Origin of the sequence: Embleya sp. NPDC059213 (genome assembly GCF_042754445.1) — a bacterium.
Classification (GTDB): Bacteria; Actinomycetota; Actinomycetes; order Streptomycetales; family Streptomycetaceae; genus Embleya.
Map to the genome: position 1 here is coordinate 37,928 of NZ_JBHZAV010000027.1, position 14,535 is coordinate 52,462.

Annotated in this window: 13 protein-coding genes; 5 read left to right on the plus strand and 8 right to left on the minus strand. The window is 71.0% G+C overall.

The window, feature by feature from the left end; genetic code table 11:
* Positions 1-35: 35 nt before the first annotated feature.
* Both ACFXMF_RS13435 and ACFXMF_RS13440 read left to right on the plus strand, forming a co-directional pair.
* Positions 36-1,976, plus strand: coding sequence for an NAD(P)/FAD-dependent oxidoreductase (locus ACFXMF_RS13435; RefSeq protein WP_360310071.1), 1,941 nt, complete (start codon positions 36-38; stop codon positions 1,974-1,976).
* Positions 1,977-2,117: 141 nt separating this feature from the next.
* Positions 2,118-3,719, plus strand: coding sequence for a fatty acyl-CoA synthetase (locus tag ACFXMF_RS13440; RefSeq protein ID WP_360310069.1), 1,602 nt, complete (start codon positions 2,118-2,120; stop codon positions 3,717-3,719).
* A 92-nt stretch (positions 3,720-3,811) separates the two neighbouring features.
* Here ACFXMF_RS13440 and ACFXMF_RS13445 read toward each other — a convergent pair whose 3' ends face one another.
* Positions 3,812-4,381, minus strand: a complete 570-nt coding sequence (locus ACFXMF_RS13445) for a hypothetical protein (RefSeq protein ID WP_360310067.1) — start codon at positions 4,379-4,381, stop codon at positions 3,812-3,814.
* 204 nt (positions 4,382-4,585) lie between these two features.
* Positions 4,586-5,254, minus strand: coding sequence for a helix-turn-helix domain-containing protein (locus ACFXMF_RS13450; protein ID WP_360310065.1), 669 nt, complete (start codon positions 5,252-5,254; stop codon positions 4,586-4,588).
* Between the two features lie 239 nt (positions 5,255-5,493).
* Here ACFXMF_RS13450 and ACFXMF_RS13455 point away from each other — a divergent pair, with 239 nt between their 5' ends.
* Entirely contained in the window at positions 5,494-7,593 is a 2,100-nt protein-coding gene (locus ACFXMF_RS13455; protein WP_379991932.1) for a SpoIIE family protein phosphatase, read from the plus strand.
* Between the two features lie 77 nt (positions 7,594-7,670).
* On the opposite strand, the gene ACFXMF_RS13460 is transcribed toward ACFXMF_RS13455, so the two are convergent.
* Together ACFXMF_RS13460 and ACFXMF_RS13465 are read right to left on the minus strand one after the other, a co-directional pair.
* Complete coding sequence (locus ACFXMF_RS13460) at positions 7,671-8,411, minus strand: TetR/AcrR family transcriptional regulator (protein ID WP_360310061.1); 741 nt, start codon at positions 8,409-8,411, stop codon at positions 7,671-7,673.
* A gap of 264 nt (positions 8,412-8,675) precedes the next feature.
* Positions 8,676-8,804, minus strand: coding sequence for a hypothetical protein (locus ACFXMF_RS13465; protein ID WP_379991933.1), 129 nt, complete (start codon positions 8,802-8,804; stop codon positions 8,676-8,678).
* A gap of 356 nt (positions 8,805-9,160) precedes the next feature.
* On the opposite strand from ACFXMF_RS13465, the gene ACFXMF_RS13470 reads away from it, so the two are divergent.
* On the plus strand, positions 9,161-9,664 hold the full coding sequence (locus tag ACFXMF_RS13470; RefSeq protein WP_360310059.1) for a MarR family transcriptional regulator: 504 nt from the start codon (positions 9,161-9,163) through the stop codon (positions 9,662-9,664).
* 7 nt (positions 9,665-9,671) lie between these two features.
* Here the strand turns inward: ACFXMF_RS13470 and ACFXMF_RS13475 are convergent, their stop codons facing one another.
* The 3 genes from ACFXMF_RS13475 to ACFXMF_RS13485 form a co-directional block, all read right to left on the minus strand.
* Complete coding sequence (locus ACFXMF_RS13475; RefSeq protein WP_379991930.1) at positions 9,672-10,526, minus strand: SDR family NAD(P)-dependent oxidoreductase; 855 nt, start codon at positions 10,524-10,526, stop codon at positions 9,672-9,674.
* The gene (locus ACFXMF_RS13480; protein ID WP_360310057.1) at positions 10,523-10,966 is read right to left on the minus strand and encodes a nuclear transport factor 2 family protein; all 444 of its coding nucleotides are present in this window, start codon (positions 10,964-10,966) and stop codon (positions 10,523-10,525) included. Before ACFXMF_RS13480 ends, ACFXMF_RS13475 begins: the two co-directional genes overlap by 4 nt.
* Before the next feature lie 76 nt (positions 10,967-11,042).
* Entirely contained in the window at positions 11,043-12,308 is a 1,266-nt protein-coding gene (locus ACFXMF_RS13485) for a phosphotransferase family protein (RefSeq protein ID WP_379991928.1), read from the minus strand.
* 249 nt (positions 12,309-12,557) lie between these two features.
* On the opposite strand from ACFXMF_RS13485, the gene ACFXMF_RS13490 reads away from it, so the two are divergent.
* Entirely contained in the window at positions 12,558-13,667 is a 1,110-nt protein-coding gene (locus ACFXMF_RS13490; protein WP_360310053.1) for a CapA family protein, read from the plus strand.
* Between the two features lie 55 nt (positions 13,668-13,722).
* On the opposite strand, the gene ACFXMF_RS13495 is transcribed toward ACFXMF_RS13490, so the two are convergent.
* The gene (locus ACFXMF_RS13495; protein WP_360310051.1) at positions 13,723-14,259 is read right to left on the minus strand and encodes a hypothetical protein; all 537 of its coding nucleotides are present in this window, start codon (positions 14,257-14,259) and stop codon (positions 13,723-13,725) included.
* Between the last annotated feature and the right edge of the window lie 276 nt (positions 14,260-14,535).

The following is a 14,535-nucleotide window of genomic DNA, read 5'->3' on the forward strand; positions in this document are numbered from 1 at the left end:
CCACGATCGAGGCAGAACGTTCCCGGAGGCCCCTCATGCCCACGCCCATGCGCTCCGTCGAAGCCGCGTATCCGCGCCCTCGCGCCGCGGCCCTGCCCCTGCCGCAGACCGATCGGGCCGAGATCCGGCGGCAGTTGGCACAGGCCGACCCGCGCATCGTGTTGATGGCGTTGATCCAGCTCACCCGCGACGCGGCGCTCCTGGAGGAACTCGCCCCGGCCGTCGCGCCGACGACGGAAGCGGCCGACCGGGCGGACCTTGCCGGCCGTGCCCGCGACCTGCTCGCCGAGGCGCTGACCCGTCCCGCCCCGCCGGAGGCGGATCGGCCGCTGCCCGACGAGCTGTTCCAACGCATGGCCTCCGTCTGCGTCGGCGAGCCGGTCGACGTCGAGTTCCTGCCGCTGCTGCGCGAGCAGGGCGGTTTCAGCGCTCGCGAGGCCGTCCCCGGCACGGTCCGCGCCAGTCCGCCGGACGGCTTTCACGCGGTGATCATCGGCGCGGGGCTCAGCGGCATGTGCGCGGCCATCAAGCTCGCCGAGGCCGGTTACAGCTACCACGTCTACGACCGCAACGCGGACGTCGGCGGAACGTGGCTGGCCAACCGCTATCCGGGGATCGGGGTGGACACCCCCAGCCACTTCTACTCCTTCTCCTTCGAGATCAACCCCGACTGGCCGGAGTACTACTCGAACGGCCAGGTGGTCTGGGACTACCTGCGCACCTGTGCCGACGCCCACCGCCTGCGCGAGAACACCACCTTCGACACCGAGGTCACCGGCGCCCACTATGACGAGAGCACCCGCCGTTGGACCGTCACCAGCCGCGGACCGGACGGCGTCGAACACACGGAGCAGGCCGACGCCGTCATCAGCGCCATCGGGTTCTTCCAGGCCCCGATGCGTCCCGGCTTCCCCGGCCTGGAGAAGTTCGCCGGTCCGGTGATCCACACCGCCGCCTGGGACCCCGACGTCGACCTCACCGGCAAGCGGGTCGCCCTGATCGGCACCGGTGCCAGCGCCATGCAACTCGGCCCCGCCGTCGTGGACCGAGTCGGTGAACTGACCGTCTTCCAACGTCAGCCCTCGTGGATCATGCCGCGCCGCGCCGACGGTCTCGTCGTCCCCGACGGCGCCCGCTGGGCCATGCGGCACGTGCCGTTCTACGCCGAGTGGTTCCGCACCCTCACCTACTGGATCACCGCCGACGGCAACTACCCCCGCGTGGTCGTGGACCCCGACTGGACCATGACCGAATCGGTGTCCCAGGCCAACGAGGACGCCCGCCAGTGGCTCCTCGCCTACGCCCGCGAGGAACTCGACGGCCGGCCCGACCTCCTCGCCAAGGCCGTCCCGGCCTACCCCCCGTTCGGCAAGCGGATCCTGCGCGACTGCGACTGGTACCGCATGCTGCGTCGCGACCACGTGCGCCTGGAGACCTCGGCGATCACCCACGCCACCGCCGAGGGCCTGGCCACCGCCGACGGCGAGGTGGTCGCGGTCGACGTCGTCGTCCTGGCCACCGGGTACCACCTGCTGCCCATGCTCGACGGCATCGACATCACCGGCCGCGACCGCGTCGCCCTGCGCGACGTCTGGGGCGAGGAGGACCCCCGAGCCCTGCGCGGGGTCACCGTGCCCGGGTTCCCGAACTTCTTCGTCATCGGCGGCCCCAACTCCGGCCCGAACCACGGCGCCGGCGTCAACATCATCAGCGAGGCGCAGGTCAACTACATCCTCGGTTGCCTGGGCCTCATGCACGCCCGCGGCGCCACCGCGATCGAACCCACCGAACAGGCCCACGACGCCTACAACGAGACCGTCGACCGGGCCCTGGACGGTCTCGTCTGGAGCCACTCCTCCGTCCGCGGCTACTACCGCAACAGTTCCGGCCGCGTGGTCGTCTCCAACCCCTGGCGCCTGGTCGACTACTGGTGGATGACCCGCGCGCCGCAGGAGAACGAATACCTCCTCACCTGACCGGGCCGACCGGAGCGAGCCCCTCCCGCCCCTTCCCGGAGGCGAACGCGGTCCGCTCCCCCACCGTCACCTCGCGGCGGCGAACCGCGAGGTGACGACGCGGCCGCCGCAACCACCCGAATCCTCGACCGGAGCACTGTCATGACCATCGAGCGCCCTCTGCCCGCCGACGTGACGCGGGCGCGCCGCCACGGCATCGCCGATCTGCTCGCGCGCAGCGCCGCCCGCGACCCGGACAAGACCGCTGTGGTCGCGGGGGCATTGCGCCAGACGTATGCCGAACTCGACGCCCAGGTGCGCCGCACGGCCGGTGCACTCGCCCGCCGAGGCATCACCAAGGGCGACCGGGTGGTCGTCCTGTCCCGCAACAGCCACGGCTTCGTGGTGGCCTACTTCGCCCTCGCCCGCGTGGGCGCCGTCTCGGTACCGGTGAACTTCATGCTCACCGCCGCAGAGGTCGCCTACGTGCTCGAACACTCGGGGGCGGTCGGCATGATCGCCGGCGACGACGTGCTGAACACCGCGCGCGAGGCGCTGCAACTCGCCACGCCCATCGCACCGTTGCGGGTGGTGATCGGCGACACGGACCACCACGGCTGGGTCCGGCTGGACAGCCTCGGCAAGGAACGGGGCGACGCGTTCGAGGCGCGGATCGACGACGACGATCCCGTGCAGATCATGTACACCTCGGGAACCGAGTCACGGCCCAAGGGTGCCGTCATGACCACTCGCAACCTGACGGCGCAGTACACGAGCGCGATCGTGGACGGCGGCATGTCCCGCGACGACGTCGAGATCCACGCGTTGCCGCTCTACCACTGTGCGCAGTTGCACTGCTTCCTCACGCCGAACGTCCACCTCGGTGCCACCTCGATCGTCCTGCCGGGACCGGAGCCCGGCCGGGTGCTGGAGACGATCGAGCGCGAGCGCGCCACCAAGTTCTTCGCCCCGCCCACGGTATGGATATCCCTGCTGCGCCACCCCGACTTCGCCCGCCGCGACCTGTCCTCCCTGCGCAAGGGCTACTACGGGGCGGCCGCCATGCCGGTCGAGGTGCTGGCCGAACTCGGGCGCCGGCTACCGGAGTTGGGGCTGTACAACTTCTACGGCCAGACCGAGATGTCCCCGGTGGCGACCGTACTGGGCCCAGCCGACCAACGACGCAGAGCCGGTTCCGCGGGGCGCCCCGGACTCAACGTGGAGACCCGCGTCGTCGACGAGGACGACAACCCCGTGCCGGCCGGTCGGGTGGGCGAGATCGTCCACCGCGGCCCGCACACCATGTACGGCTACTGGAACGACCCCGAGCGCACCGCCCAGGCGTTTCGCAGCGGCTGGTTCCACAGCGGCGACCTGGGCCGCTTCGACGAGGACGGCTACCTGTACGTCGTCGACCGCAAGAAGGACATGGTCAACACCGGCGGCGAGAACGTCTCCAGCCGCGAGGTCGAGGAAGTCCTGCACATGCATCCCGACGTGGTCGAGGCCGCCGTCTTCGGCGTGCCGCACCCGTACTGGGTCGAGGCGGTGACCGCGGCCGTCGTCCTGCGTCCGGGCGCCACCGTCACCGGCGAGGGGCTGATCGAACACTGCGCGTCGACTCTGGCCGGGTTCAAGGTTCCGAAAACCGTCGTGCCGACCCGGTCGTTGCCCAAGAACCCGAGCGGCAAGGTCCTCAAGCGAGACCTTCGGGAGCGATACGCCGATCCGACCCCTCCGGGCGCCGGCCGCCATACGCGTTGACGCCTTCGATCACCCGCGCGACCTTGCCTGCGAGGTCGCGCCCGGTCGATGCCTTCGAGTGGCGGTGGCCACGATCGAAGCGGTCGCGGGGGTCAGGTGGTCGAGGGCAGGTGCCATTGCAGTTCGATGTGTTGCCCGAGGCCGACCAGGCCGCATGCCACGACGTCGGTGCGGACGAACGCCTGGACCATCGTGTCGGTCGCGGCGCCGGGATCACCGGGGCGGAATACCGCCACCACCTCGACCCGGCCCGCGAGTTCGCCGCCCTCGCGACCGGCCGCCTCGATGTGCGCCAAGGCCGCGTCCAGTGCCTGCTCGGACGGCAGCCGCAACCCGAAGTGGTACGTGTACTGGGGATGCGCCCGCATGTGCGTGCTCCAGGCCGACCGTGCTCGGGCGAGCGGCCCGTCGGCGGCCTCGGCGTCCAGTTGTTGTTCGAAGGCCCACTGCTGGGGGGTCACCTCGGACGCGTACAGGACGTTGCTCCGGTAGTCGGTCACCCCGGGTTCGACGAAGGCGCTGAAGAAGTGACCTCCCCGGTCCAGGACACGACACCCCAGCAGTTCGAGCAGCCGCCGGGCCTGCGCGCGCTCGCCGGGACGGTGCAGCAGTTCCACGTGGGTGATTCGCCGCGATACGGGATCGTCCTCGGGTGCGGGCATGCCGAAACTCCTCGTTCGCTGGGGGCCTTGGCTCGGTCGAGAGCCGGTGCAGCCCCGTTCACATGATGGTTATCATAGCCATGATGACGTCGTAAAATGCCGATCCTGCTTCGTCTTTTGGTTTTGCGTACAGGCTACACATAACTTGCCGGGCATGCGGCGTCGGGAGTCCGGGGCGGGACGTCGGCCGGCGACCGGCGTGGGTCACCCGCGTGCGGTCGCCCGATCGACGTCTGCGCGGGGATCGTTGTCGGCCTCCAGGGTGTTGCGCCAGACGGTGGTCAGCGTGTCCAGGATGGCCGAGCGTTCCCGACTCCAGCGGCCCGCCATCCACGAGGGCATGAACGTCTCCAACTGCGTGATCAGCAGGTAGGCGCGCCGCTTGGCCTCCGGCTTGGAGAAATGTGCCCAGCGCTCGGGCGGCCGGGTGAGCAGGGCGACGAACTCCTTGACGTGATCCTGGTGTTGGTTGCGCAATGCGTGCGGCAATTGCTCGGCGAAGATCCGCAGCGCCTGCCGGTTCTCCTCGCCCCGCGTGACGTACGCGCTCAACCACGCCCGGATGCTCGCGTGCGACCAGTCGGGCAGTTCGCCGAACGCGGCGAACATCGCGGCCGTGTCCGCCCAGATACGGTCGGCCAGCTCGGCGACGATGTCGCCCTTCCCGGTGAAGTGCAGGTAGAACGTGGCCCGGGCGGCTCCCGCCTCGGCGACGATGTCGTCGACGGTCGTGGCCTCGTAGCCCTTCGCCTCGAACAGACCGGCTGCGGCCTCGATCAGTCGTTGCCGGGTATATCGCTTCTGCTGGGCACGAAGGTCCGGGGCCGAGGAGCGGCCTGCGGAATCGGCGGAACGGCGCGTGGGGGCGGGCATGTCGTCAGCGTACCGATCCGATGCAGACGTCCGACATCGATCCGTCCACTCACCGGTCGTGCCGTCCGCGACCGCCTCGGGGCGGGCGGCCCCGGGCCATGCCGTTGCGAGCCCCTCGGCCCGCCGCCCCGAGCGCGTATCCGCCGCGCGGCGGATCGGCTGCACCTGCTCGTTCGGGCCACGGAGGGAGATACTGGAGAGCACCCGCCGGTTTCCGGGGTACTGAAAGCGGTCCGAGCATGTACGAACAGCACCGGCTCGTCGCGGGGCTCGGGCTGCCCCCCGAGTGGGCGAAGCAGCTGACCGCCTCCTTGTTCATCCAGGACTCGATCGGGCTGGTGGTCCTGGACGCCGATCTGCGGGTGATCGCCGCGAACGCCGGCGCGGCACTCTTCCGCCACGCTCCGGTCCGGGTCGGCACCCACGCGGACACCCTGCTGGCCGCCCTCGGTGTCGACGATGCCGGGGCGCAGCTCCGGCACGCGCTGACGGCCGATGCCCCGGTCGTCGGCCGACAACCGCTCGCCGCCCATACGCCGAGCGACGGCACGCGATATCTGCGGATCGCGATCATTCGCATCCCCCCGCGCGACGCTCCTCCGCGCGGGCTTCTGATGACTCTCTACGACGTGACCGACCAGGTGCGCGCCGAGTCACGAGCGGCCATCGTGCACGAAGCGGCAGCGACCATCGGCGCGTCCTTGGACGTCACGGAGACCGCGCAGCAACTGGTCGACCTGCTCGTGCCACGCTGGGCGGACCTGGCCGCCGTGGACCTGGCCCGGGCCGTCCTGAACGGCGACGAGCCCGTGCGGGATCCGGCGACCGGCTACACGCCCGCGGTCCGGGCTGCGGTCGCACGGGGCGGCGCGGAGTGGCCGGCCGATCTTGTGCAGGTCGGCCAGGAACCCCCGGTCCCGCCGGGCAGGCCGGAGGCCCTGACCCTCGAACGTGGGGCAACGTTGCTGACCCCGCAGCTGGTCGTCGGATCGCGGCAGGATCCCGACCTGCTCCGCCGAATCCTGCCTGCGGGCGGTCACAGCATCCTGGCGGTACCGCTGTTCGCCCGCGGCCACATGCTCGGCGCGGTGCAGTTGTGGCGCACCGAGCGCCCGGATGCCTTCGACGAGGACGACGCCCGACTTTTGGAGGAGGTCGCCTCGCGCGCCGCCCTGAGCGTGGACAACGCGCGCCGATACACCCGTGAACGCCGCGTCGCGCTGGCCCTTCAACACAGCCTCCTGGCCGGGGCGAGCACCGGTGCGCCGGCCGCCGAGACGTTCGGCGCATACCTGCCGACCGCGTCCGCGGCGGGCGTCGGCGGCGACTGGTACGACGCGATCCCGCTGTCCTCCCTACGGCTGGCCCTCGTCGTCGGCGACGTGGTGGGCCACGGCCTCGCGGCGAGCGGCACGATGGGACGCCTGCGCACCGCCGTACAGGCCCTCGCCGATTTGGATCTGCCGCCGGACGAGCTGCTGACCCATGTCGACGACCTGATCCTGCGGCTCCCCGGCGACCCGGGAGGCTCGGCGGCGATCGCGGGGGCGACCTGCCTGTACGCGGAGTACGATCCGGTCTCCGGCCATTGCCGGATGGCCTCCGCCGGGCACCTGCCACCCGTTGTCGTCGGCCCCGACGGACACGCGCGGTACGTCGAACTGGAGCCCGGGCCGCCGCTCGGCGTCGGCGGCATGCCGTTCGAGCTCACCGACATCGCCCTGGAGCCGGGAAGCGTCCTGGTGCTGTACAGCGACGGCCTGGTCACCGGCCCCGACCACGACCTCGACGGCGGCATGCGCAGGCTGCTCGACCGGATCGAGCAAGTCGACGCCATGCACCGGGACTTGGACCAGGTCGCCCGCGACCTGCTCGACGCACCGGCCCACGAGCCACGCGAGGACGACGCCACCCTGCTGCTGGCCCGCGTGAGCCCGCTGACCGACCGGGACAGCACGGTATGGGAGTTGCCCGACGACCTCGCCTGTGTCGGGCAGGCCCGCGACCTGGCGGTGCGACAACTCGCCACGTGGGGACTGGACGAACTCGCCTTCACCACCGAACTGGTCGTCAGCGAACTGGTCACCAACGCCCTGCGCTACGGCGGCGACGGCCCCGTCTCCCTGCGGCTGATCCGCGGCAACGTCCTCGTCTGTGAAGTCTCCGACGGCAGCAACACCCAACCCCGCCTCCGCCGGGCCCGCAACACCGACGAAGGTGGCCGCGGGTTGTTCCTGGTCGCCCAACTCACCCAGCGCTGGGGCAGCCGATACCGGCAATCCGGCAAGACGATCTGGGCCGAGCAGGCCCTCCCCCAGACCCCGGGACTCGCGGGCTGAGCACGACGCTCCCACCCTGGACCCGCCGAGCGCCGGCGCATTCGATGCCGCGAACCCACGATGAACCGCCCGATGGGCTACGCCGACGAAGCACTGCTGAATATCGGGTTCGTCGGCGCCGCACGGACGCGCTTCGGCGTGGGGCTCGTCCCGGAGGTGTCTTCGGCGAGGGACTCGACCGCCGCGATGGTGATGTCGATGACAACGTCGTAGAGGCGATCGAAGGCACCGGGCAGCGCGTCGACCACCGGACCCACCTCGGCCTGCTCCACCGCATCCGCCTCGCCGAGCGCCTCCCGCAGGACGGCGGACATCTCGGCCGCGGGGACGCGCGAGGCGGCCAGGGTCGCCTGGCCCATGATGGTCGTGCCGATGAGAGCGATGGCCATGGCCAGATCCTCGTCGCCCAGTCGCAACGGCCGCAGCATCTCGGTCAGCAGTGCGAAGGACGGCAGCCAGCTCGGTTGGCGGGTGGAGGCGATGTACGGCAGCAACTGTGGATACGGCCGCAGGTGTTCCATGCTCAGCAACATCCAGCCGCGCAACCGCTCCTGCCAGGTCGCGCCCGTCGGCTTGTCGAACCGCATGTCGGACGCCACCCGGTCGGCCACCGCGTGGAGCAGGTCGTCCCGGTCGGGGAAGTACCGGTACAGCGCCATCGGCGCCGAGTCGGCGGCTTCCGCGACCCGCTTGACCGTCAGCGGCATGCCCGGATCCTCGTACACCAGTGCCACGGCGGCATCGACGATCTTCTCGCGGGACAGTCGCGGCGGACGGCCACGACCGCGCGAGGACGCGGCCTTCGACGGCTGAGTCATCGATGTCCCTTCACCGCGCTTTCACCGGGGCCGAACAGGCGATCCGCAGACTGCGCGCGGCCCGGATCCGTGCGTCGGACGCGCCCGCACGCACTGGCCACCACCAATCAGCCTACGGCGGTCTCCCAGCTCCAGTCGATGCCGTTCTCCAGTGCCGGCAGGGCCATGCCCTCGACCTTGGCCGTCATTCGGCGCGTGTAGTCGGCGTCCCGGGCCTTGAGCGGGGCGAGGGAGAAGCCGCAGTTGCCGCCGATGTCCTCGTCGTCAGGGGTGGTGCGGGGTCCAGGGCTTCGCGGCGTACTCGTCGCGCAGTCGGTACTTGAGGACCTTGCGCAGGGTGTCGTTGCGCGGCAACGCGTCGACGATCTCGGGTTGCTCGGGGATCTGCACCATAGCCGGCGGCGACCCGCTCGGCCCGGTCGCGGATCTCGCGGAACGTGAACCTGCGGTCGTCGGCATCCAGCAGCATCGGGGTGTCCGGCGACGCCGCCGCGCGACGTTCCACCAACTCCCACAGTGTCCCGGCGTCGCGGACGGCGCGCGGGCCGCGCCCGGTGGGGTGTCGGTGCCGTCGGCTTCGCCGATCCTCGGTTGCCGGTGTGTCATGCGGTCCTCCGGAGAACGGGTCGGGCGGGCTCCGGTGGTCGCGTGCGGCGGCACGGGCGCTCCGCCGATCAAGTTGCGTTCATGGCGCAACCACATCGCTACGATGGTCGCGGCCGTAGGAGACCGCACGGGACAGGGCACGGATGATCGACGACGGGAACACCGCTCCGGGGCCCGAGACGCCGCCGGACATCGGCGAGGCGACCTGGCTGGCCGCGCTCGTTCCGCCGCTGCGTGACCTGGTGCGGGCGGCCCGGGACGAACGTCTGCTGGAACGGGTCGGCCGGGAGGCACGGGTCGACGTGCCCACCCACCTGGTGCTGGCGCTGACCCGGATCGGGGACTTCCAGCCGATCCGTCTCAGCGACCTGGCGGACCAGATGGGAATGGGTCGCACGACGCTCAGCCGACAGGTGACCGACCTGGTCGCCGCCGGCCTGGTCGAACGCACACCCGACCCTCGGGACGCACGCGCGGCCACCTTGGAACTCACCGCCTCGGGAGCGTCCACGCTGCGCGACATCTGGCAGGCGTGGGCACGGCTGTTGGGCGAGGCGGCCGCGCCCTGGAGCCCCGCCGACCGAGATGTGCTCCCGCTGTTGCTGGAACGGCTGGCCCAGGCGCTGTCCGCCATGGCGGACGGTTGATCCGGCGTCAGAGCATGAACGTTCCGTTCGCACGGCGCGTCCAGCCGGACGCGGCCGGCGACCCGCCGTCGACGTGCAGCGTCGTCCCGGTGATGAACCGGGACATGTCGCTCGCGAGGAAGACGATCGCCGCCGCGCAGTCGTCGGTCGTCCCGAATCCGAGCGGCACCTTCGCCGCGTACGCCTCGTAGTCCTCGCCGCCGTCGTGCGGCACGGTCGCGCCGAGGCCGGCGTCACCGGGCGTGGGAATCGCGTCCGGGGCAAGGCAGTTCACCCGGATTCGGCGCTGCGACAGTTCCAGGGCCAGGGATCGGGTGAGCTGTTCCACCGCCGCCTTCATCGCCGCGTGGACGGCGAAGCCGGGGGCGGCCCGGAACGCCTCCACGGTGGTGACGTTGACGATGGAGCCGCCGTCGTTCATCAGCGGCACGCCGTGGCGCACGACGTGCGTGACGGAGGTGAAGTTCTCGTCGACCAGCGCCCCCCCGGCCCTTGGCCGTGACGTCCTGGAACGGCGCCCGGAACCCGCCGCCGGCGTTGTTGACCAGGGTGTCCGGGGGCCGAGCGCGTCCCGGCTGTCGGTGAGGAAGTGTTCGACGCCGGCGTCGTCCCGCACGTCCGGTTCACGAACCGGCACCCGCCGTCCGGCCGCCCGCACCTCGTCGGCGGTCCGCTCCATTCCCGCGACGTCACGGTCGCAGATCGCCACGTCCGCCCCGAACCGCGCGAGCGCGACCGCGGTCGCGGCACCGATGCCGCGGGCGGCTCCGGTGACGACGGCGACGCGCCCGTCGAGCCCGGCCGACGACGGCCCCAGAGGAGGTGCGTTCTCCTGCGGGGTCCCCGCCGCGGCGGCGCTCACGCGTCGGCCTTGCGCTCGCCGATGACGGAGTCGACGGTGATCCAGTCCGGCGGCATGACCGGCGGGGTCTTCCAGAAGATGTCGAGCCTGCTGATCAGGCCGTCGTCGTCGAGTTCGAGGTGGTTCGCGAAGCGCATCGCCAGGGGTTCCTCGCCCGGCGCGTAGGTGATGATCTCGACGGCCTCGTTGAACGCGTGGCGGCCGTCCTCGCTCAGGAACGTGAAACGGGAGCGCAGTTCGTGCGTCTGCGTGCGGCCGATCACCCCGGACACGAACGCCGTGTAGGCGTCCTTCCCGCGGCAGGTGTCCTCCTCGTTGTCGCGCATGCCCACGCGCACGAAGTCGTCGGCGAGCGTGGAGGCCACGAGGTCCCAGTCGTGGGTGTCGACGCCCTTCCAGAAGTCGGCGACGGTGCGGGCGCGCTTCTCGCGGTCGTTCACGATGGCGAATTCCTCCCAGGAAAGGGGGCGGGGACGGGCAGGGAACGAGCGGGATCGTGCCGCTTGGGCGGCCGCGTCACCACGACTGGAGAGGGTGGTGTGTGGCCATTGCCGAGCCGGCGGGGCCGAGCGTCTGGTGGGCGCGCCACAGGCGACGGTGGAAGAGTCGGACGAGGGCGTGGTCGGACCTGCCGTCGTCGGCGAGAACGAACGCCTCCAGGTCGGCGTCCCCCTCCTGCCAGGTCCCGGGGCGGTGCCCAAGGACGGCGGCGAGGTCGTCGAGGTTCGCCTCGTCGCACTCGCGTCCGATCTCGTCGACACGCCGGATGTGTCGGGCCAGGCGGAACAGGCGGCGCTGTTCGTAGTCGCCGGAGCGCAGCGACTCGACCAGGTGGCGGCCTGGCACCGCGGCCGGCGACACCTGCGGCTCGGGCAGGGCGACCGGCTCCAGTGCGATTCCGAGGTGGTCCGCCAATGCCTCGACCGCGAACAGATTGGTCTCGTGGCACCACTGCAGGTTGGTCATGTAGTCCGAGCCGGGCGGCGGGTCGGCGAGCGCGTGGTGGAAGGCGAGTTGGTTCGACAGGGTGAACGCGAAGTGGTGGTGCTGGAGCGCCTCCAGGTCCACCGCGGTCCCCGAGCGCTCCTCGTACCTCGCGTACAGTCGGCGGAAGTCGCCGTAGCCGATCACGGTGTCGCGCATGCGCATGGCCGCGAGATCCATCAACGGGTCGCCGAGATGGGCCAGTTCGAGGTCGAGTACCGCCGTGACCCGCTGCCCGTCCTGGTGAAACTGGCCGGAGTCCCAGACGATGACCGAGTCCCGGCCGCGGGTGTCCAGCGGATGACGCCTCAGCCAGGCCAGGCAGTACTCCAGGAAGGGGTCGGGCCGCTTCTTCGACGAGCGGTACCAGCGCTCGTAGGCACCCATGCCGTCGCGCCGCACGCCGGCCGCCTCGAACGGCCGCACGTCGAGCGCGTGCAGGTCCGCGAGGATGTCGATGTAGTCGTCCATCACCGCGTCGCGCTGTTGCGGGGTGCACTCGGCGAAATCGGACCGACCCGGCACCCGGTCCATCACGTACGCCCGGGGTTGGTCGATCCATCCGTGCACCGCGGCGACGCGCACGCCTCGGTCGTGGAGCAGTCGCTGGACGAGCATCTCGTGCTCCAGCGGAAAGATGCCCGGGTAGTCGGTACGGTCGCCACGCACGCACAGGGCGCGCGACTCGGCGCCGCTGTCGACGTCGGCGAACCACACGGGCCGCCACCTGGCCTGGCGCTCCAGGCTCGTGACGCGGCCCATGTGCTTTTCCAGCCACGTGCGAATCGAATCCTCCACGGCGTCTCTCCCTGTCTGCGCCCGGGGCGACCGGCGAGCCCGGCTCGGCGGTCGCCCCAGGGAAACATAGTTGCGCCACTGAATCAACTATCAATGTCGGGCACGGTTGCGGCCGATCGACCGATGGAGCAGTTCCCGGCCGTCGTCTCGGGCGGCCGGTGCGACGCCGTATTCGGCGATGGACCCGGGACGGCTTGCGCGGCGGTGATGGTTCCGGGACGGCTTGCCCGGTGGTGGAACCCTGGAAGCATGAGGAATCGCCATGTGACGCTGTGTCTGTGCGGAGACGTGATGCTGGGCCGCGGCATCGACGGGATTCTTCCCCACCCGGGGGATCCGTCGCTGCGCGAGGGCTTCGTCCGTGACGCGGGCGAGTACGTGCGATTGGCGGAGGAGGCCAACGGGTCGATTCCGCGACCGGTGGGATTCCGTTGGCCCTGGGGCGATGCGCTGGACGTCCTCGATGCCGAGGCGCCCGACGCCCGGGTCGTGAACCTGGAGACCGGCATCACCACCTGCGACGACTTCGAGCCGTTCAAGGCCGTGCACTACCGGATGCACCCCGACAACATCCCGTGCCTGGAGGCGGTCCGGCCGGACGTGTGCGTCCTGGCGAACAACCACGTCCTCGACTTCGGCCGCACGGGTCTGGCGGACACCCTCGACGCGCTGCACGGGGCCGGGCTGCGCACCGCCGGCGCGGGAAGCGACCTGGAGGAGGCCCGGCGTGCCGCGGTGGTGCCCGTCGGGGAGGACGGGCGGGTGGTGGTCTTCGCCCAGGGCATGCCGTCCAGCGGGGTGCCGCCCGGTTGGGCCGCGACCGCGAACCGCTCCGGCGTCGACTTCACGCACGAGGGATCGGAGCGGAACGTCGCGGAACTCCTCGAACGGGTGGGGCGGGTGAAACGCCCGGGCGACGTCGTGGTCACGTCCCTGCACTGGGGCTCGAATTGGGGCCACGACATCGAGCCCGCGCAGACCCGATACGCGCGCCGGCTGATCGACGGCGGCGTCGACGTCGTGCACGGCCACTCCTCGCACCACCCGCGAGCGATCCACGTGTACCGGAACAAGCTGATCCTGTACGGCTGCGGCGACTGCGTCGACGACTACGAGGGCATCCGCGGCTACGAGTCCTACCGCGACGACCTGCGGCTCCTGTACTTCGCCACCGTGGCAAGCGACACGGGAGAGCTGGTCGGCCTGCGCATGGCGCCGCTGCGTGCCGTCAAGATGCGTCTGCGGCGGGCCGCGCGCGTCGACGTCGAGTGGCTCGCGGCAACACTGACCCGGGCCGGCCACCCGTTCGGGACCGAGGTGCGAGCGGAGCCCGACGACCGGCTCACGCTCCACCGCTGACCTGGGCCGGGGCCCGCGCGTACCCTCGGCACCGCGACTCTCGGACGCCGCACGGTCAGTAGCCGCCGCCGCTGCTGTTGGTGCTCTTCGGGGAGGTGGTCACCTTGTTTCCGTCCGGGCCCAGGACGTACCACTTGGCGCCGAACTGATCGAGCCCCTGGCCGTTGGTGTCGCCGGGTTGCCGGTCACCTTGGTAGAGGTACAGAGGGTGGCCGTTGTAGGTGACCTCCCGACCGCCGTCGCCCCGCGTCGTGATGCCGAGCAGGTCGGCCTTGGCGTCCCCGCCCGCGGTTGGTTGTCCGGGTGCGAGCAGTGGCGGCCACGCGACGGCGCAGTCGCCGGAACAGGTCGACGTACCCGAGGTGTCGGCTTCGAACAGGTAGAGGGTTCGGCCGGTGGAGTCGACCAGGATCTTGCCCAGTGAACCCGATCGGGTGGTGACCGTGGCCGCACCCGCGGACGCCGTGCCCGTACCTGGAGCGGAGGACTTCGAAGACGACGACCCTCCACCGCTGTCGGAACAACCGCTCGACAACGTGGCGAGCAACGCGGCGGCGACCACCGCCGAGAGCCTGCGGACGACGATCCCCATCGGCTGCTCCATTCTTGTATCAACGCTGCGGTCCACCGGGGCGGCGCCCACCATTGGGCAACGATCAGCCGAGGCCGGCGCCGCTCCGGGAAGACGCCGGTCGGTCGGCGAGCCTCCCCGCAGGCGTCGTCGGCGCACGGCACACGGTCACGAGTGACGACCGTCGGTCACTATACGGTGAATATGCGTCACCCTGTGTATTGCGTGGACTTGTGTCGGCCCCGTTGGCCATCCGGGAGTCGCACGGTCCCCGCCTCGGCGTGCGGAGTACGCCTG